The 19,309-nt window shown below is 67.0% G+C and carries 14 protein-coding genes and 2 pseudogenes; 8 read left to right on the top strand and 8 right to left on the bottom strand.

Annotated elements, in window-relative coordinates; all coding sequences use genetic code 11:
- Positions 1 to 349: pseudogene (locus ACG97_RS14310) on the bottom strand (transposase); the annotation flags it as partial.
- 144 nt (positions 350 to 493) lie between these two features.
- Between ACG97_RS14310 and ACG97_RS14305 the strand changes: the two are divergent.
- From ACG97_RS14305 to ACG97_RS14295, 3 genes are all read left to right on the top strand, one after another.
- A complete protein-coding gene (locus ACG97_RS14305) occupies positions 494 to 2,239 on the top strand; it encodes a sensor domain-containing diguanylate cyclase (protein WP_047968046.1) in 1,746 nt (581 codons plus the stop codon).
- A 54-nt stretch (positions 2,240 to 2,293) separates the two neighbouring features.
- Positions 2,294 to 3,676: a nicotinate phosphoribosyltransferase gene (locus tag ACG97_RS14300; RefSeq protein ID WP_047968045.1), complete on the top strand. Its 1,383-nt coding sequence runs from the start codon at positions 2,294 to 2,296 to the stop codon at positions 3,674 to 3,676.
- A 66-nt stretch (positions 3,677 to 3,742) separates the two neighbouring features.
- Positions 3,743 to 4,111: a nuclear transport factor 2 family protein gene (locus tag ACG97_RS14295; RefSeq protein WP_047968044.1), complete on the top strand. Its 369-nt coding sequence runs from the start codon at positions 3,743 to 3,745 to the stop codon at positions 4,109 to 4,111.
- 64 nt (positions 4,112 to 4,175) lie between these two features.
- On the opposite strand, the pseudogene ACG97_RS18210 reads toward ACG97_RS14295, so the two are convergent.
- Together ACG97_RS18210 and ACG97_RS14285 are read right to left on the bottom strand one after the other, a co-directional pair.
- Positions 4,176 to 4,795 (bottom strand): annotated as a pseudogene (locus ACG97_RS18210) (VC0807 family protein).
- Positions 4,785 to 5,330 (bottom strand): cysteine hydrolase family protein, encoded by a 546-nt coding sequence (locus ACG97_RS14285; protein WP_047968043.1) that lies wholly within the window; start codon positions 5,328 to 5,330, stop codon positions 4,785 to 4,787. Before ACG97_RS14285 ends, ACG97_RS18210 begins: the two are co-directional and overlap by 11 nt.
- A 162-nt stretch (positions 5,331 to 5,492) precedes the next feature.
- Between ACG97_RS14285 and ACG97_RS14280 the strand changes: the two genes are divergently transcribed.
- The gene (locus ACG97_RS14280; protein WP_047968042.1) at positions 5,493 to 6,278 is read left to right on the top strand and encodes an EAL domain-containing protein; all 786 of its coding nucleotides are present in this window, start codon (positions 5,493 to 5,495) and stop codon (positions 6,276 to 6,278) included.
- Between the two features lie 71 nt (positions 6,279 to 6,349).
- Here the strand turns inward: ACG97_RS14280 and ACG97_RS14275 are convergent, their stop codons facing one another.
- From ACG97_RS14275 to ACG97_RS14260, 4 genes are all read right to left on the bottom strand, one after another.
- Positions 6,350 to 10,195, bottom strand: coding sequence for a DUF3683 domain-containing protein (locus ACG97_RS14275; RefSeq protein ID WP_047968041.1), 3,846 nt, complete (start codon positions 10,193 to 10,195; stop codon positions 6,350 to 6,352).
- A gap of 212 nt (positions 10,196 to 10,407) precedes the next feature.
- Positions 10,408 to 11,382 (bottom strand): 4-hydroxythreonine-4-phosphate dehydrogenase PdxA, encoded by a 975-nt coding sequence (gene pdxA / locus ACG97_RS14270; protein ID WP_047968050.1) that lies wholly within the window; start codon positions 11,380 to 11,382, stop codon positions 10,408 to 10,410.
- A 78-nt stretch (positions 11,383 to 11,460) separates the two neighbouring features.
- Complete coding sequence (locus ACG97_RS14265; RefSeq protein ID WP_047968040.1) at positions 11,461 to 12,741, bottom strand: peptidylprolyl isomerase; 1,281 nt, start codon at positions 12,739 to 12,741, stop codon at positions 11,461 to 11,463.
- A complete protein-coding gene (locus ACG97_RS14260) occupies positions 12,741 to 14,903 on the bottom strand; it encodes an LPS-assembly protein LptD (protein WP_369793046.1) in 2,163 nt (720 codons plus the stop codon). The genes ACG97_RS14265 and ACG97_RS14260 overlap by 1 nt, the downstream gene beginning before the upstream one ends.
- 116 nt (positions 14,904 to 15,019) lie before the next feature.
- On the opposite strand from ACG97_RS14260, the gene amgK reads away from it, so the two are divergent.
- The 3 genes from amgK (at position 15,020) to ruvC (ending at position 17,361) form a co-directional block, all read left to right on the top strand.
- Positions 15,020 to 16,066, top strand: coding sequence for an N-acetylmuramate/N-acetylglucosamine kinase AmgK (amgK, locus tag ACG97_RS14255; protein ID WP_047968038.1), 1,047 nt, complete (start codon positions 15,020 to 15,022; stop codon positions 16,064 to 16,066).
- A 66-nt stretch (positions 16,067 to 16,132) separates the two neighbouring features.
- Positions 16,133 to 16,834 carry an N-acetylmuramate alpha-1-phosphate uridylyltransferase MurU gene (gene murU, locus ACG97_RS14250; RefSeq protein WP_047968037.1) on the top strand — a complete coding sequence of 234 codons (702 nt, stop codon included), beginning with the start codon at positions 16,133 to 16,135 and terminating at the stop codon, positions 16,832 to 16,834.
- Positions 16,831 to 17,361, top strand: a complete 531-nt coding sequence (ruvC, locus tag ACG97_RS14245; protein ID WP_047968036.1) for a crossover junction endodeoxyribonuclease RuvC — start codon at positions 16,831 to 16,833, stop codon at positions 17,359 to 17,361. The genes murU and ruvC overlap by 4 nt, the downstream gene beginning before the upstream one ends.
- Positions 17,362 to 17,540: 179 nt before the next feature.
- Here the strand turns inward: ruvC and ACG97_RS14240 are convergent, their stop codons facing one another.
- A complete protein-coding gene (locus tag ACG97_RS14240) occupies positions 17,541 to 18,584 on the bottom strand; it encodes a sensor domain-containing diguanylate cyclase (RefSeq protein WP_047968035.1) in 1,044 nt (347 codons plus the stop codon).
- Positions 18,585 to 18,801: 217 nt separating this feature from the next.
- Between ACG97_RS14240 and ACG97_RS14235 the strand changes: the two genes are divergently transcribed.
- Positions 18,802 to 19,275, top strand: a complete 474-nt coding sequence (locus tag ACG97_RS14235; protein ID WP_047968034.1) for a hypothetical protein — start codon at positions 18,802 to 18,804, stop codon at positions 19,273 to 19,275.
- Positions 19,276 to 19,309 lie beyond the last annotated feature (34 nt).

Below are 19,309 nucleotides of genomic sequence, written 5' to 3'. Positions count from 1 at the left end.
TGTACTGACATGACACGACACAGTCGTCGGACTGGAAACTGCTGCTCGTGGGCCCGGATGAAGGCATACCTTACCCGGACTCCTTGGCAAAGTATGCGGCGGCCTTTTTTAGGATGTCGCGCTCCTCGGTCATCCGTTTTAGCTCTGCCTTGAGACGGCGGATTTCAGCTTGCTGGTCAGCAGATTCAGCCGGTTTCGTGCGCTTGGGGTCGTAGCGTTTCAGCCATTGATACAGGCTGTGCGCCGAAACACCGAGCCGGCTGGCGACTTCGGCCACCGGATAGCCACGTTCGGTTACTTGTTTGACGGCTTCAATCTTGAATTCTTCGGGGAAACGCTGCCTGCTCATGACACCTCCTTGTAGGGCCTAGTGTGAGGCTCACGAGGTATCTAGGAAAGGAGGGGCGATTCACCCGTTGCCGCATGGCAATGCAATATTGTTGCGTCATGATGTGTTCTAATAAGCCTTTTCGGCAGTAAAGAGGGCTTCAGCATGCAGATACTGGCCGTGGTGACGGTGCTGGTGGTGGCGGCCTGGGCGCTATGGTGCGGCCGGCAGTTGCGGCGTTACCGGCGCTGGCTGGACGGTGCCGCCGATCCGGTGCTGCTGGTCGAGCGCAACGGCCGCATCCGCTTTGCCAACCGCCAGCTGTACCAGCTGCTGGACTTGCCGGCGGCACAGGTGCGGCGCCTGCGGCTGGAACAGATCGTGTTGCCGGACAGCGACGGCTACGGCCCGGTGTGGGCGACGCTGTTTTCCCGCCACTCGCGCTTTGTCGGCAGCCTGGGCCTGCGCCAGGTGCGCTACCGCGCCGGGCTGGAGCGCATGGTGATCGATGCCGCCGCCTTGCCGGAGGACGCGCTGGTGCTGCTGACGCTGCGACCGCCGTCGCGGCAGAATACCGACCAGCCGCATCACTATCTGGCGCAGAAGCTGCTGCAAACGGCGGAAGCCGACGCCGGCATCGGCTCGTGGGTGCTGCAGATGGCTTCCGGCCGGCTGGACTGGAGCCGCGAGGTGCACCGCATTTTCGGCACCGATCCGGCAACCTTCCGTGCTACCGAGAGCGCCTATTTCGAGCGCGTGCATCCTGCCGACCGGGCGCGGGTGCGCGCGGAGCTGGACGCCAAGATGGCGCTGCAGCAGCCGTTCGACATCGAATACCGCATCATCCGCCCGGATGGCGACATCCGCGACCTGCTGGAACGCAACCATATCCACTGCCTGCCGGACGGCACCATCGACCACCTGTGGGGTACGGTGATTGACATGACCCAGCACAAGCAGCTGCAGCGCCAGCTGCAACTGGCGCAGCTGGCGGTCGAGCACAGCTCCGAGGCGGTGGCGATTGCCGATGGCGACATGCGCTGGCTGTATGTGAATCCGGCGCTGTGCCGCATCGCCGGTCGCGACGAGGCGGCGCTGCTGGCGGCACCGCCGTCATTCCTGCTGCCGGGGGCGGATACCGCCTTGCGCGGCCGGGACTTGCTGAGCCTGCTCGGCGAGCGCCACCACTGGCAGGGCGAATTGCGCATCGCCCGCCGCGGCAGCATGCCGCTGCCGGTGCTGGCGTCGGTGTCGCGCGTGCAGGACACCGGCGGCGGCGCGGAAACGGTGTGGGTGTTTACCGACATCAGCCGCATCAAGGAATCGGAGCGCCAGTTGCAGAGCCTGGCCTTTTTCGACGGTCTGACCGGTCTGGCCAATCGCACGCTGTTCAACGAGCAACTGGAGCGGGCGCTGCAGGCCAGCCGCGCGGCCGGCACGCCGCTGGCGCTGGTGTTTGCCGACCTGAACGGCTTCAAGCAGGTCAACGACCGGCTGGGGCATCAGGCCGGGGACGAAGTGCTGTGCCGCATCGCCACGCGGCTGAGCCGTGCGGTGCGCAGCGGCGATCTGGTCGGGCGCTGGGGCGGCGACGAATTCGCCATCCTGCTGCCGGCCTGTGGCGATGCGGTGGCGCTGGCCGCCTTGCTGCAGCGCCTGCAGCAGGCGGTATCCATCACCTGTCCGCAGCCGGCGGCAGCGCCGCTGGCGGTCGGTGCCAGCTTCGGTGTCGCCTGTTTCCACGGCGATGCGCTGACGGCCACGGCGTTGCTGGCGCAGGCCGATCAGGCGATGTACCGCGCCAAGTCGCAGGGCGGCGGCGCGGTGTGGCTGCATGACGGGCAGGGGCTGCAGCCGTTTGCCGCCACCGCCGGTAGCGAGGCGGCGTCCGGCCAGCCGGCCGCGTTATGACAGATGCGGGCGGCGCGGGTATGCTGTTGTCTCCTGTCCCGTGTGTGCGCCGCCATGACCGTCAATCCCATTCTCAATAGCGATTCCTACAAGCTCAGTCACTGGGTGCAGTATCCGCCCGGCACCGACGGCATGTATTCCTACGTTGCCGCGCGTGGCGGCACCGCCTCGCATGTGCTGTTTTTCGGCCTGCAGGCACTGCTGAAGGACTACCTCAGCCAGCGCATTACCCTGGCGCACATCGCCGAGGCGGAGGCGCTGGCCGCGCTGCACGGCCTGCCGTTCAACCGTGCCGGCTTCGAGCGCATCGTCAAAAAGCACCACGGCTACTGGCCGGTGCGCATCCGCGCGGTGGCCGAGGGCGAGCTGATCCCGACCGGGGTGCCGATGGTTACCATCGAATCCACCGACCCCGAGCTGTTCTGGGTGGTGTCCTTCCTGGAGACCGCGCTGCTGCGGGTGTGGTACCCGATCAGCGTCGCCACGCGCAGCTTCCGCGCCAAGGAAATCATCCGCCGTTATCTGTTGCAGACCGCCGCCGACCTGTCCGGCCTGCCGTTCAAGCTGCACGATTTCGGCGCGCGTGGCGTGTCCAGCTACGAAAGCTCGGAAATCGGCGGCATGGCCCATCTGGTCAATTTCATGGGCAGCGACACGCTGGCGGCGCTGGTCGCCGCGCGCCGCCACTACCACGAGCCGTGCGCGGCGTTCTCGATTCCGGCGGCGGAGCACGCCACCATCACCGCCTGGGGCCGGCCGCAGGAGGGCGATGCCTTCAGCAACATGCTGCACCACTTCGCCAGGCCCGGCGCGTTGCTGGCGGTGGTCAGCGACAGCTACGACGTATTCCACGCCGTCAGCGAGCTGTGGGGCGAGCGCCTGCGCCAGCAGGTGATAGACAGCGGCGCCACGGTGGTGATCCGCCCCGATTCCGGCGAGCCGGTGCAGGTGGTGGCCGAGGTCATCGACCGGCTGGCCGCCGCCTTCGGCACCACGCTGAACAGCAAGGGCTACCGCGTGCTGAACCATGTGCGCGTGATCCAGGGCGACGGCGTCAATCTGGCCAGCATCGACGCCATCCTGTCGCGGCTGGCCAAACTCGGTTACAGCGCCGACAACGTCGCCTTCGGCATGGGCGCCGAGCTGCTGCAGAAGCTGGACCGCGACACCCACAAGATGGCGCTGAAGTGCTCGGCGATCAGTGTCGGCGGCCAGTGGCGCGACGTGTTCAAGGACCCGGTCACCGACCCCGGCAAACGCTCGCTCGGCGGCCGCGTGGTGGCGGCGCGCGACAGTCGCGGCGCCTGGGGCGTCAACACCCTGGAGCGGGTGAGCGACGCCGACCTGCAGATGCGGGTGGTGTGGGAAAACGGCCAGCTGCTGCTGGACGAGGATTTCGCCACCATCCGCGCCCGCGCCGCCGCGCATCTGGGCTGAGCGGCCGGAAAATCCGATTGGCCGCCACGCTTGCGGCCAACCTTGCCATAGCAGAGGGAAACAACCATGAGTGATGCGGTAGTCGATGTTGTGCAGGCGCAGCTGGATGCCTATAACGCCAAGGACCTGGACGCCTTGCTGGCGACCTACGCCGACAACGCGCGCCAGTATCTGTACCCGGCCGAGCTGGTGGCCGAGGGGCACGCCGCCATCCGCGCCCGCATGGCGCTGCGCCTGGCCGAGCCGGATCTGCATGCGCGGCTGCTACGGCGCGAGGTGTTCGGCAATGTGGTGATCGACGACGAGATCGTGACCCGCAATTTTCCCGAAGGGCGCGGCACCGTGCGCATGACCATGCTCTACCGTGTGGCCGATGGCCGTATCCAGGATGCCTCGACCATCATGGGCGAGGTGGTGATGGAGACCGGTCGCTAGGCAGCGCTCTCCGCTGCCAGCGTGAAGCCTGTCGGCCCAACCGGCAGGCTTTTTTCATGCCGGCTCAGGCCGGTAAGGCCTGGCGGGCGAGGTGGCGCCCCCACAGCAGGCCGGCGCCCATCAGTACCGCCATCAGGCCGTAACTCAGCCACGGCCCCAGCGCCACATTGCGTGCTACCGGCCAATGAAAGGCGAGCCAGCTGCGCAGACCGCACTCGCCGATCAGGCCACCACCCCACAGCACGGTGAGGTCGCGCCACAGTCGTGTCAGCCGTGGCGACGGGCTGGCCAGCATGGTCGCGACCGGGCTGCCGGGCTGGCGCCGGGCGGCAGCATCGACCAGCACCGCCAGCAAGGGTTTGCGCCACAGCACGCTGGCCAGCATCACCAGCCCGGTGGCACCACCAGCGACTCGCGCACCAGCAGCCAGCGGGCGTCGCCATCGCCCCACGCCGCCAGCAGCGATAGCGCGATGCCGCCCAGCACCAGGATGCTTAGCGCGTCCAGCCGGCGGTGGCGAGACAGCTCCCACAGGCTCCACAGCGTCGGCGGCAAGGCCGACCACAGCAGCGCGCCGCGCTCGCCCCAGCCGGCCACGGTGTGGTCATAGACCAGCCACGGCAGCAGCAGGTTGACGACGAGATCCGCCAGCAGCGCGATTCGCGTGCGCCAGTCAGGCCGCATCGTCACCGCTTTGCAGCGCGGCCAGCGGCAGCACGCGGATGGCGTTGCCGGGCACCGCCAGATTGGCCCACAGCCAGTTCAGGTGCGCGACCAGCGTCTCGCCGCTGGCGTGCGGACGATCCTTGCTGGTGTGGGCGTCGGCGACCACGGTGACGGCGTAACCCAGCGAGGCGGCGCGGCGTACGGTGGTGTCGACGCAGAAATCGCTGGCGTAGCCGCCGACCCACAGGTTCTCGATCTCCTCGCTGTCCAGGTACTGGCGCAGGCTGGTGTCGAGGAAGCTGTCGGCGGCGGTTTTCTCAATCACGGTATCGCCTTCGCGATAGTCGAGGCCCGGATGCAGCTGCCACGCCTCGCTGCCGCGTGGCAGGTCGGCTTCATGGTGCTGGATGAACAGCACGCGGTGGCCGCAGGCGCGGGCGTGGGCGATCAGGCGGTTGATACTGGCCAGGGTCTCGGCGCCGCGCGTGGCACGCGGTGCCAGCTCGATCAGGCCATACTGGAAATCGATGACCAGCAGTGCGGTAGCAGACATCAGGCAAGACTCCTTCGGCAACGGGGTGGCAAGGTTGGCCGCATGCCGCGCGGCCATGGCGCACAGTGTAGCGTCTGCGGGTGCGGCCCGGGATGTCATCGTGCTGTCGGCGGCGGCAGCGCCTTGCTATGCTGAATTGATGGCCAACCCCGCGACGGAGGCATGATGGCACGACTCGATAGTCAGCAGGCATTCGAACAGCACCTGCAGCGAGACACCGCGCAGCGCTATGTCGCCCAGTTTGCCGGTTGCTGGCTGCAGAGCTGTTTCCAGCCGATCTTCTACCGCAGCGGCGGCGTGTTCGGCCACGAGGCGCTGTTGCGGGTGCACGACGCCGCCGGCGACAGCGTGCGCCCGGACCGTTTCTTCGCCAGCCTGCCGCTGTTGCAGCAGATCGACGCCGACCGCCTGGCGCGGGTGATCCACATCCGCAATTTCGCCGCCAGCGCCGAGCCGGGCTGCCTGACGCTGAATCTGCTGCCGCTGACGGTGGTGCACGAGGCCGGTTATGGCGGCAACTACGCGCTGATGCTGCAACGGCTGCAGCTGCTGGGCATCGACAACGGCCGCGTGATTCTGGAGGTGGTGGAGTACGAGGTGGAAGAGGGCGACGGCGCGCTGTCGGCGGCGCTGGGTGCGGCCGCGGCGGCCGGTTTCGGCATCGCGGTGGACGATTTCGGCGCCATGGCCTCCGGCCACGGCTGGGTGCGCGCGCTGCGGCCGGACATCATCAAGATCGACCGCAGCCTGCTGCTGGACTACATGCAGGGCGACAACGGCCAGCTGGCGGCGGTGCTGCAGCTGGGCTGGGAGGTCGGCAGCCGCATGCTGGTGGAAGGCATCGAGACCGAGGCGCAGTACCGTGCGATGTGCGGCCTCGGCGTCGAGCTGTACCAGGGGTTTTACCTCGGGCGGCCGGGTTTCCTGCCGGTGCGGCGCGAACTGTGAGCCATGAATGAAAAAAGGTTGGCCGCAAGCCGGTAACGGGCTTGCGGCCAACCTTTTGCCGGGCTGACGGCTTACAGCAGCACGCGTTCGATGCCGCCGTTGCGGGCGTTGTCGACGTAGTCCTTCATCCAGTTGTCACCCAGCAGGTGCTTGGCCATTTCCACCACGATGTAGTCGGCCTGGGTGCCGGTGTCGTCGCTGTAGCGGCTCAAACCCTGCAGGCAGGACGGGCAGGAGGTCAGGATCTTCACCGGCTTGTCGGCCTCGCCCAGCTTGGCCAGATCCTTGTTGATCTCCTCTTCCTTGCGGAAGCGCACCTGGGTGGCGATGTCCGGACGGCTGGCGGCAAAGGTGCCGGATTCGCCGCAGCAGCGGTCGTTCTGTACCACGCCGCCGCCGAGCAGCTCGTTGACCACCTTGATCGGCTGGTAGGCCTTCATCGGGGTGTGGCACGGGTCGTGGTACATGTACTTCTGGCCGCCGACGCCGTCCAGCTTCAGCCCTTTTTCCATCAGGTATTCGTGGATGTCGATGATGCGACAGCCCGGGAAGATCTCCTCGAAGCGGTAGTTGGCCAGCTGGTCGTAACAGGTGCCACAGCTGACCACCACGGTCTTGATGTCGAGGTAGTTCAGCGTGTTGGCCATGCGGTGGAACAGCACGCGGTTCTCGGTGGTGATCTCGTCGCCCTTGTCCTTGAAGCCGGCGCTGGTCTGCGGGTAGCCGCAGCACAGGTAGCCCGGCGGCAGCACGGTCTGGGTGCCGACGTGCCACAGCATCGCCTGGGTGGCGAGGCCGACCTGGCTGAACAGGCGCTCCGAGCCGCAGCCGGGGAAGTAGAACACCGCTTCCGCGTCTTCGCTGTCCTTCGGATTGCGGATCACCGGGATCACGTTGCCGTCTTCCACGTCCAGCAGTGCGCGCGCGGTTTTTTTCGGCAGCCCGCCCGGCATCGGCTTGTTGATGAAGTGGATCACCTGTGCCTTGATCGGCGCCTTGCCCAGCGTCGCCGGCGGCTGCGCCGTCTGGCTGCCGGTGAGTCCCAGCTTCTTGCCGATGCGGTTGCCGAGGCGCTGCAGCTTGTAGGCGCCGCCGACCAGGCCGGCACGGATACCTTTGATGGTGGCCGGGTCCTTGGCGGTGAGGAAGGCCATGCCCAGCGCGGTGCCGGGGTTGAACTTCTTGTTGCCGGTCTTGCGCAGGAAGTTGCGCATCGCCACCGACACGTCGCCGAAGTCGATCTTCACCGGGCACGGTTTCACGCAGCGGTGGCACACGGTGCAGTGGTCGGCGACGTCGGACAGCTCCTCGAAGTGCTTCAGCGACACGCCGCGGCGGGTCTGTTCTTCGTACAGGAAGGCTTCGGTCAAGAGGCCGACGCCGAGGATCTTGTTGCGCGGCGAGTACAGCAGGTTGGCGCGCGGCACGTGGGTGGAGCACACCGGTTTGCACTTGCCGCAGCGCAGGCAGTCCTTCACCGAATCGGAGATCTGGCCGATGTCGGACTGCTCCAGGATCAGCGATTCGGCGCCCAGCAGCGAGAACGACGGCGTGTAGGCCATCGCCAGGTCGGCGCCCGGCAGCAGCTTGCCCTTGTTGAAGTGGCCGTTCGGGTCGACGCGCGCCTTGTAGTCACGGAACGGCTGGATTTCCTCTTCGGTCAGGAATTCCAGCTTGGTGATGCCGATGCCGTGCTCGCCGGAGATCACGCCGTTCAGGCTGCGCGCCAGCTTCATGATGCGTTCCACCGCGCGGTGCGCGGTCTGCAACATCTCGTAGTCGTCGGAGTTGACCGGTATGTTGGTGTGCACGTTGCCGTCGCCGGCGTGCATGTGCAGCGCGACGAAGGCGCGGCCGCGCAGCACTTTCTGCTGGATCAGGCGGATGGCTTCGATGATGGTGCTGTCGGCCTTGCCGGCGAACAGCGCTTCCAGATCGGCCTGCAGCTCGCGCTTCCAGCTGACGCGCAGCTTGAAGTCGCGCATCGCGGTGAACACGCTGGCCTCAAGGTTGGCCGCAGCATCCTCCAGCGGTGCCTGCGGCCAACCTTGTACATATTGCGCCAGCGGCGTGTCCAGGTTGTCCAGCAGCCACTGCCAGCGTTGCTGTACGGCGGTGATCAGCTCCAGCGCGGTCTCGCGGCGGTCGCCGATCAGCTCGTCGGCGGACAGGGTGCCGCCTTCGGTATCCACCGGCAGGCGGCCGTGGAAGAACTCGGCCAGCTGGCCCAGCAGCTTGATCTTGCTGGCGATCGACAGCTCGATGTTGATGCGTTCGATGCCGTCGCTGTAGTCGCCGAGGCGATCCAGCGGGATCACCACATCCTCGTTGATCTTGAAGGCGTTGGTGTGGCGGGCGATGGCGGCGGTGCGCGAGCGGTCCAGCCAGAAGGTCTTGCGCGCCTCGGGGGTGACGGCGATGAAGCCTTCGCCGTGGCGGGCGTTGGCGTAGCGCACCACCTGGCTGGCGGCCTCGGCCACCGCGTTTTCGTTGTCGGACACGATGTCGGCGATCAGCACCATCTTCGGCCGGCCCTTGGACTTGGCCTTGGTGGCGTAGCCGACGGCGCGCACATAGCGCCAGTCGAGGTGCTCGAGGCCGGCCAGCTGCACGCCGGCCAGCACGCCGGCGCCGTTCGGCTTGAAGTAGTCGGTGATCTCGACGATGGCCGGGGTGGCTTCGGCGACGGTGCCGAAGAATTCCAGGCACACGGTGCGGGTGTGCGCCGGCATCTTGTGCAGCACGAAGCGCGCGCTGGTGATGATGCCGTCGGTGCCTTCCTTCTGCACGCCGGGCAGGCCGGCGAGGAACTTGTCGGTGACGTCCTTGCCGAGGCCGACCTTGCGGAAGCTGCGGCCGGGAATGTCCAGCTGCTCGCTGGAGATCACGGTCTGGCCGTCGTCCTGCAGGCGGCTGACGCGGAAGCTGGCCACGTCGACGTCGTGGATCTTGCCGTAGTTGTGGCCCAGCCGTTCGACGAACAGCCAGTTGCCGTCCGGATCGACCATCTTCCAGCTGGCGAGGTTGTCCAGCGCGGTGCCCCACAGCACCGCCTTCTTGCCGCCGGCGTTCATCGCGACGTTGCCGCCGATACAGGACGCCTCGGCCGAAGTCGGATCGACCGCGAACACGAGGCCGGCAGCGCTGGCTGCTTCCGAGACGCGGGCGGTGACCACGCCGGCGCCGCACTGGATGGTGGCACGCTTGCCGTCAAGGCCGGGCAGGGCGATGTATTCGACGCCGACGTGGCGATCCAGCTTCTCGGTGTTGATCACCGCCGAACGCTTGTCCAGCGGCACCGCGCCGCCGGTGTAGCCGGTGCCGCCGCCACGCGGGATGATGGTCAGCTCCAGCTCGATACAGGCTTTCACCAGCGGCGCGATCTCGGCCTCGGTATCCGGGCACAGCACCACGAACGGGTATTCCACGCGCCAGTCGGTGGCGTCGGTGACGTGCGACACCCGCGCCAGGCCGTCGAACAGGATGTTGTCGCGGCGGGTGATCTTGCCGAAGCGCTTGAGGATGGCGGCGCGCAGCTCGCGCGTCTCGCCGAACTGCTGCTCGAAGCTGTCCACCGCCTGGTAGGCGGCGGCGATCATGCGGCCAACCTTGTCGTTGCCGTCGCGGCGCTTGTCCACTTCGCCGAGGCGGTGACGCAGCGCGCCGACCAGTGCGGTCAGGCGTTGCGGATTGTCCAGCAGGTCATCGACCAGATAGGGGTTGCGGTCCACCACCCAGATGTCGCCCAGCACCTCGAAAAGCATACGGGCAGAACGGCCTGTTTTCCGTTCTGCCCGTAGCTCTTCGAGTAATTGCCACATCGGTTCGCCCAACAGGCGAATGATGATCTCGCGATCCGAATATGAGGTGTAGTTGTACGGGATTTCCCGTACGCGTGTGTGAGTGGTGGTGCTCATTATGTCCCTGAACTTCGGCGATGATGTGTGGAGAGTTGCCGCGATTTTACCGCAAATGCTGCGCCGCGAAAAATGCCGCTAACGTCAGGCTGATATAACCGTTAGTGATTGGATATTGTCGGCATTATGCAAATAACGGGGGCCGTTTTTTGGCGGGCGCAGCACGGCAACTGGCGGCCAGGGGTGGCCGCCAGCGGGGGACAATGGGGGGCTCAGGTCGCGAGCTGCGCGGCCAGTCGCACCGCCTCGAACAGGCTGCCGGGGTCGGCACGGCCGGTGGCGGCAAGATCGAGCGCGGTGCCGTGGTCGACCGAGGTGCGGATGATGGGCAGGCCCAGCGTGATATTGATGCCGGCGCCGAAGCTGGCGTGCTTCAGTACCGGCAGGCCCTGGTCGTGGTACATCGCCAGCACCGCGTCGCCCTGCGCCAGCTTGTCGGGGTTGAACAGGGTGTCGGCCGGCAGCGGCCCGATCAGGTTCATGCCCTCGCCACGCAGTGCGGCCAACGTGGGCTCGATGACGTCGATTTCCTCGCGGCCCATGTGACCGCCTTCACCGGCGTGCGGGTTGAGGCCGGCGACCAGGATGCGCGGCGCGGCGATGCCGAACTTGCTGACCAGATCGGCGTGCAGGATGCGGATGACGGCTTCCAGGCTGTCGCGGGTAATGGCATCGGCTACCTGCCGCAGCGGCAGGTGGGTGGTGGCCAGTGCCACGCGCATGCCGGCGCCGGCCAGCATCATCACCACCAGCGGGGTGTGGGTGTGCTCGGCGAGGTACTCGGTGTGGCCGGAAAACGCCACCCCGGCGTCGTTGATCACGCCCTTGTGCACCGGCGCGGTGACCATGGCGGCGAATTCGCCGCTCAGGCAGCCGGCGATGGCGACATCCAGCGTGGCCAAGACGTAGCGGCCGTTGGCCGCATCCAGCACCCCCGGCTGGCAGGGCGCCGCCAGCGGCACGTGCCACACTTCCAGCGCCCCGGCCGGCGCGGGCTGCGCGCGCTGGTAGTCGACCAGCGGCACGTCCAGCCCCAGCGCGGCGGCGCGCTGTTGCAGCAGGGTCTTGTCGGCGATGACGACGCAGCGCGCCGGCAGCGCCAGCTGTGGCAGGCGCAGCACCAGGTCGGGGCCGATGCCGGCCGGTTCACCGGCGGTGACGGCGAGGAGGGGGAGCGGGGTGGACATGGCGTCTTCCAGCAATAAAAGGGCAGCAATAAAAGGGGCAGCAATAAAAAAGGCCGGTGCGAGCACCGGCCTTGGGGGTTATTTTTCGATCAGCCGGTCATCGATGAAGGCCGCGGCGCGCAGTTGCTGCAACCAGTCGTTGTAGTTCTGCTCTGCCTTGCGCTGGCGGATCTGCTGCTTGATCGCCAGCTTGGCGCGTTCGCCGGACACGTCCTGGCTGCGCACTTCTTCCAGCCGGATCAGGTGCCAGCCGAACGGGCTGCGTACCGGCTCGCTGTTTTGCCCGGCTTGCAGCGCGTTGAAGGCGCGCTCGAATTCCGGCACCGTATCGCCGGGGTTGAGCCAGCCCAGATCGCCGCCGAGCGAGGCGCTGCCGTCCTCCGAGAACTGGCGTGCCACCGCTTCGAAGCTGGCGCCGCGCTGCAGGCGGTCCTGCACTTGCAGGATGCGCGCCTTGGCTTCCGCTTCCGAGGTGGCTTCGTTGGTCTTGATCAGGATGTGGCGCACCTTGTGCTGCTGCACCAGCTGCTCGCCGGCGCTGTTGCGCTTGTCGGACAGCTTGAACAGGAACAGGCTGCCGTTGGCGCGCACGATGTCGGTGACGTCGCCGACCTTCATGCTGTCCAGCAGCTGGATGAAGTCCGGCGGCAGCGCGCTGGCGCCTTTCCAGCCCATGTCGCCGCCGCTGAGCGCGGTGGCGGCTTCGGAGTAGCGGGCGGCCACTTCGGCGAACGACTGGCCGTTACGGATCGCCTGCTGTGCTTCCTGCAGCCGCTGGCGCAGTTTCTCGATCTGCGCGGCATCGGCGCGTTCCGGTATGTTGAGCTGGATCATCGCCAGCCGGTACTCGGCGTTGGACAGCCCCTGGGTGCTCTTCAGCACCTGCTCCACCTCGCTGTCGGTGACATTGACGCGGCCGACGATCTCGCGTTCCTTGATGCGGTCCAGCAGCAGGTCCTTGCGCAGGCTCTTGCGGAACTGCTCCAGTGACAGCCCGTCCTGCTGCAGGCGGGCGTACAGCCCTTGCAGGTCCGTCTTGTTCTGTGCCGCCAGCCGTTGCAGGGTCTGGTCGATTTCGCTTTCGCTGACGCGCAGGCCGTTGCTGGCGGCGTACTGCAGCTGCAGCTGCTCGTTGACCATCAGGTCCAGCACCTGCCGCGACAGCACGCTGGCCGGCGGCAGTGCCACGTTCTGCCGTTTCAGGCTGGCGGTGATTTCGGCTTCGCGCTGTTGCAGTTCGCTCAGCGTGATCACGCCGTTATTGATCACGGCGACGATGCGGTCGGCGGTCTGCACGGCAGCGCTGGCCGGGGTGGCCAGGCTGAGGGCGAGGGTCGCGGCAAGAAGGAGCTGTTTCATCAGTTACCTGTTGTCTCGTTGATTGGGCTGTAGCCCGGAATGGCTAGTCGCAGGGCATTGAGCGGATTGCTGCCGACGCTGCTGAAGTCTTTCAGCTCCAGTTGCAGGAACACGGCATTCTTGGTCTTGTCGAGGTCGGTGACGTAGCGCTGGCCGACCACGCGCATGCTCCAGCAGCCATCGTTGTACTCCACCCCGGCCAGTTGCTCCAACGCTTTTTTGTCGCGCAGCGAGTAGTTCTGCCGCGCCACCGCGTACCAGCGCGGCGCGATCGGCCACTGGCCGGCGACATCGATCTGGCGCAAGGTGTCACGCTCGCTGCCGCTGCCGATCAGCTCGTCACGGCCGTAGCGGTAGCGCACGCTGACGGTCTTGCCCGGTGCCGGGTTGTAGCGCAGCTGCGCATTGTAGCGTTCGGTCTTGGATAGCGCCTGGTTGTACTGGTAGGAACCGTCCAGCCGCAGGCTGTGGCTGAGGTCGCCGCCGACGGTCACGAGCAGGTCGGAACCGGCCTCGCTGCGTTCGCTGCTGCTGCCGTCGAGGCTGATGTCGTCGCGGCTGAGGTAGAAGCGCTGGCCGATGGCGACGCGCAGCCGTTCCAGCCCGTTTTCCTTGTCCAGGTAGCGGCTGGTCAGCGCCGCGGTGACCTGGTTGGCGGCGTTGATGCGGTCGTGGCCGGAGAAGCGGTTCTCGGTGAACAGCTGCGCGAAGTTGAAGTCGTTTTCCGAGGTGTCGAAGTTGGGCAGGCTGGACTGATCGACCTTCGGGATCTTGACGTAGAACAGGCGTGGCTCCAGCGTCTGGTTCATGTCGCGGCCGAACAGCGTGCTGTCGCGCTCGAAGTACAGGCCGCTGTCGAGGCTGACGATAGGCAGCGTGCGTTCGTCGCTGCGCACCGTCTGGCTGCTGTCGCTGTTGGCCAGTTCGTAGCGGGTAAAGTGGACGCCGACTTTCGGGCGCAGGAAGCCCCACGGCCGTTCGATGGCATAGCTCAGGCTGGGGTAGGCCACCAGCCGCGTGCCTTCCTGTTTGTTGCTGTGGCTGAAGCGGGTTAGCTCGCTTTCGAGGTTGCTGCTGAAGCCGGCGAACTGCTGGCGGGCGTTGATGCTCAGCTGCGGCAGGCGCGCGTACGGCTCTTCCACCGTGCCGCTGTCGTCCTGCAGCGTCTGGTAGCGCTGCGCTTTCAGCGTCACCGAGCCCCACTCCGGCCGGTAGCTGAGCCAGGCCTCGCGCTTGAGGTTGACGTTGGCCGCACTGCTGACGCGGTCACCGAAGTCGTCGAAATAGTCGTCATCGGACACGTACGCGCCGTTGGCACCCGCACTCAGCGCCGGAGCCAGCTGTTGCACGTGTTCGCCCTTCCACAGGAAGCGGCTCTGCTCGCTTTTCTTGTCGTTGGGCAGCTGCTCGGTATACAGCTGGCCCTGGGCATCCGGCAGCAGGTAGCGGCCTTCCAGTCCCAGCATCATGCCGCGCTGTTCGATGTAGCGCGGGGTAATGGTGGCGTCGTAGTTCGGCGCGATGTTCCAGTAGTAGGGCAGCGATACCTGCAGCCCGTCGCTGCCGGTGCTGATGGTGGGGAACAGCAGGCCGCTCTTGCGGCCGCCGTCCAGCGGGAAGTCGATCCACGGCGTGTACAGGATCGGCACGCCCTGGAATTCCACCCGCGCATTGCGCGCCACGCCGACATTGCGGCCGTAGTCGAGGTCGATGGTGCTGGCCTTCAGGTACCAGGAGTCGTCGTTGGGATCGCAGGTGTTGGCGCGTGCACTGCGCAGGCGGTAGTTGTCCTTGCCCTGGAATTCGAGCTTGCCGGCATTGCCGCGCAGCGTCTTGCCGTCGCGGCCGAAGCTGAAGCTCGCGTTGCTGGCACTGCCGCTGCGCTCGCCCAGCAGGTAGTCGAGCTGCTCCGCCTCGATCTGGCCGTCCGCCTGCGTCAGCCGCACCCGCTCGCCGGCGCGCAACTGCTGGCGCTGGACGAAGTACTCCAGCCAGTCGGCCTCGACGGTCTGGTCGTCGCGGGTGGCCTTCACCTGGCCGCTGGCCTTCAGCTCGACGTCCATCTGGCCGCTCAGGGTGTCGGATTCGACACTCAGCGTGCCCGCCGGCAGGGAGTCCGCCTGCGCCAGCGGCAGCAGGAACAGGGGGAGCAAGGCCGCCATCACGGGCGTCAAACGGAAGCGTGTCTGCATCGGAAGAAGTCGAGCCGGCCATGTTGGGGCGCGGTCAAAGCGGTTACAATCGCGTCATTGTACCCAATTTGCCGATATACGCGACTATGCAGCGACTCGAAGCCCTGAAAGCGTGGCTGGCCACGCAGTTTCCCGATCAGACCATCACGGTGGAATTCGCCGCCGCCGATGCTGATTTCCGCCGTTACTTCCGTGCAACCTTCCCCGATGGCAGCACCCGCATCGTGATGGACGCGCCGCCGGAAAAGATGAACACCGACGCCTACGTCAGCGTGCGCGAGCTGTTTGCGCCGGCGGCCAACGTGCCGGCCATCCTGCTGCGCGACCGCGAGCAGGGCTTCATGCTGCTGGAAGACCTCGGCACCATCACCCTGCTGGCGGCGCTGCAGCACGATGAATGGGAAATGGTGCGCAAGCACCTGCTGCTGGAAGCGGTGGATACCCTGATCGAGATCCAGAAGATCAGCCAGCCCGGCGTGCTGCCGGACTACGACCACGCGCTGCTGACCCGCGAGCTGAACCTGTTCCCGGAGTGGTACGTGGCCAAGGAGCTGGGCAAGCCGCTGACCTACGCCCAGCGCCAGCTGTGGGACGCGGCGCTGCAGGTGCTGCTGCCGCGCATCGAGGCGCAGGGCAAGGTCTACGTGCATCGCGACTACATCGTGCGCAACCTGATGCTGACCCCGGGCAAGCCGGGCGTGCTCGACTTCCAGGACGCGGTGTACGGCCCGGTCAGCTACGACATCGTGTCGCTGCTGCGTGACGCCTTCATCGGCTGGGACGAGGAATTCGTGCTCGACATCGCCGTCCGCTACTGGGAAAAGGCGCGCGCCGCCGGGCTGCCGGTGGCGGCCACCATCGACGACTTCTACCGCGATTTCGAGTGGATGGGCGTGCAGCGCCACCTGAAAGTGGCCGGTATCTTCGCCCGCCTCTATCACCGCGACGGCAAGGACAAGTACCGCGCCGAGATCCCGCGCTTCATCAAGTACCTGAAGAAGACCAGCCGCCGCTATCAGGAGCTGCAGCCGCTGTTCCAGTTACTGGTGGAGCTGGTCGGCCTCGACGAGGACGACAACGACGACAGCATCGGCTCGGTGTTCAGTCATACCCGCATCTCGTCCGACCAGTAAACCCGGCCTGGCGCCGGTCGCGCCGCAGGCGTGGCCGCTGCCAGCCGGTGCCAGAAAGCCGACCCCATGAAAGCCATGATCCTCGCCGCCGGCCGCGGCCAACGCATGCGGCCGCTCACCGACCACACCCCCAAGCCGCTGCTGCCGGTAGGCGGGCAGCCGCTGATTGCCTGGCATATCCAGCACCTGGCCGCCGCCGGTTTTAGCGATATCGTCATCAACCACGCCTGGCTGGGCGACAAGATCGAAACCACGCTCGGCGACGGCAGCCGTTACGGCGTGCGTCTGGCCTACTCGCGTGAAAAGAGCGCGCTGGAAACCGCCGGCGGCATCGCCACCGCGCTGCCGCTGCTGGGCGACGCCCCGTTCGTGGTGGTGAACGGCGACGTGCTCACCGATGTCGACTTCGCCGCCTTGCGGCCAACGTTGGCCGCACTGGATGGCCAGAGTAATCTGGCGCACCTGCTGCTGGTGGCCAACCCGCCGCACCACCCGGGTGGCGACTTCGGCCTGCTGCCGGATGGTCATCTGTCCGGCAATGCCTCCGACGGCATCGGGTTGACCTTCTCCGGCATCGGCCTGTATCACCCGGCGCTGTTCGCCGCCATTCCGGCCCACCAGCCGGCCAAACTGGCGCCGCTGCTGCGCGCGGCCATGGCACACGGGCAGGTGACTGGCGCCCGCCACGACGGGCTGTGGCTGGACGTCGGCACGCCCGAGCGGCTGGCGGAGGCCGACGCCATCGCGCAAGGCTGGCTGTCGGCGTGAAGCGCCGCATCCTCGGCATCGACCCCGGCAGCCGCATCACCGGTTTCGGCGTCATCGACATCGTCGGCAACCAGCGGCTGTACGTTGCCTCCGGCGCCATCCGCACGCCGCAGGGCGCCAGCCTCGCCGAGCGCATCAAGGTGCTGGTGCACGGCATCCACGACGTGATCGCCACCTACCAGCCGACCGAGTCGGCGCTGGAGCAGGTATTCGTCAACGTCAACCCGGCGGCGACGCTGATGCTGGGCCAGGCGCGCGGCGCCTGCATGACGGCACTGGTGATGAAGGAGCTGCCGGTGGCGGAGTACACCGCGCTGCAGGTGAAACAGTCGGTGGTGGGGCAGGGCAAGGCGCCGAAGGAGCAGGTGCAGTTCATGGTGGTGACCATGCTCAACCTGTCCGGCACGCCGCAGGCCGACGCCGCCGACGCGCTGGCGGTGGCGCTGACCCACGCCAACCACAGCGGCGGCGCCATCGGCCAGCTGGCCAAGCTCGGCTACAAGGTGAAGGGCGGGCGGCTGGTGTGAGCGGCGGCTTGCGGCCAACTCCGGCCGCGGGCGGGGCGTCGTTGCATCGACACCGCCGCGTCGCTCACCCGTGTCGCGGCCGATCGCGCCGGGCCGGCTCACCCGTGTCGCGGCCGATCGCGCCGGGCCGGCTCACCCCTGATCACGCGCTGAAATCACGCGCCGCGATGGGCGCCGTCTCAGGCGCGCTGTTTTCTGGCCTGTTTCACCACATACATTTCGCTGTCGGCCAGGTGTACGGCGTCGGCGCTGTGCAGCCCGAACGGGGCCAGCGGCACGACGCCGACACTGGCTCCGCCGTAGACGACGCGGTGGCCGGCCAGCTGGTAGTCGCCGGCTGTCAGCGCCGACAGCCGCTGCTGTAGCGCGCGTGCCGCGCTGGCCGGCTCGCCTTCCGTGATCAGTGCCCCCGGCGCGCCCCCACCCGGCCATGCCGGCCCCGGGCCGATGAACAGAAACTCGTCCCCGCCCATCCGCCCCAGCATTTCCGTCGCGCGCAAGCCGGATTGCAGGCGCTGTGCGATCGCCTGCAGAAAATCGTCGCCGGCCTGGTGGCCATGGCGGTCGTTGATCTGCTTGAAGCCGTCAAGATCGATCACCCCCACCAGGATGCTGCTGCCGGTGCGCACCGCCTGCGCCAGCAGCCGTTCCAGTTCGTCGAACAGCGCGCGGCGGTTGGGCAGCGCGGTCAGCGGGTCGGTCAGCGCATAAGTGGCCAGCTTGGCGTTGGCGCGCTGCAGGTTTTCCAGCAGCATTTCCCGTTCGATGAAGTTGGCCGCGATGTTGGCAAACAGCTGCAGCAGCGTTTCGGTTTCGGCGCTGATCGTCACCGCGCGGACGCTGGCCGCGCACAGGGTGCCCAGCAGCCCGCCGTCGCCACTGCGTACCGGTGCGCTGATATAACTCTTGATGCCGAGTTGGCGCGCCGCGGCGGAATCGCCCCACAGCGTGCTCACCTGGTTGGTCGACAGGGTGCCGGTTTCCAGCGAGCGCTTGCACAAGGTGTCTTCCCACGGCACGCTCAGCCCTTCCGGGATCTGCATCTCGCCGTTGTTGCGCGCGTAGCGCACATGCTGCAGCCCTTGTCCCAGCTCGATATTGGTGAGATAGGTGGACTCCATGCCGGTAATGTTGCCCAGCATCTCGAGCACCGGGCGAATCAGCTGATCGATGGTCCGGGCCGTATTCAGGGACAGCGAGAGTTGCGAGAGGATCGGGTCCATGCCGAACGGCTTCCACGAAGTTGTGATGGCTGCGCACTGTAGCGGAACAGGCGGCCGAAAGACAGCGCTCAGGCAAGAGCGGTTTGCCGCGCGCCGGGTCAGGCCGCGCCCCGGCGCTGCGCCGAAATGGCCGGTCCTCTGTTTTATTGCGCCAGCCCAAGGCCGGTCGCCGCGCCGCGTGGCACACTGCGGCCAACCTTACTGTCTGGAGCCTGCGATGTGGAATGACTATGTCATCGCCCGCGCGCTGCACGTGCTGGCGATCGTGATGTGGGTCGGCGGTGTCGGTTTCGTCACCACGGTGCTGATTCCGGCGATCGGTCGCCGTTTCCCGCAAGAGCAGCAGTACGCGATGTTCGAGGACGTTGAGCACCGGTTCGGCGCGCAGGCGCGGCTGTGGGTGCTGCTGGCGCTGGCCAGCGGCGCGTGGATGCTGCACGCGACCGACGGCTGGGCGCGGCTGCTGGACACCGGCTGGCTGCAGCTGATGCTGGCGGCGTGGCTGCCGTTTCTGCTGATGCTGTTCGTGCTGGAGCCGTTCTTCATCCACCGCTGGCTGAAGCGGCGCGCGCAGCACGACCCGGCCGGCACCATGCGCCTGCTGCAGCGGCTGCATGTCGGGCTGCTGGCGCTGACGCTGAGTGCGCTGCTGGCCGGCGTGGTCGGCGCCCACGGCGGCTGGCGCTTCTGACGCGTTATCGCTTGCCGGCAGCGGCCGCGCGCCG

This window comes from Vogesella sp. EB, from assembly GCF_001037925.1.
GTDB lineage: Bacteria > Pseudomonadota > Gammaproteobacteria > Burkholderiales > Chromobacteriaceae > Vogesella > Vogesella indigofera.
Note: the sequence above shows the minus strand (reverse complement) of the source record. Positions and strands in the feature narration are given on the sequence as shown.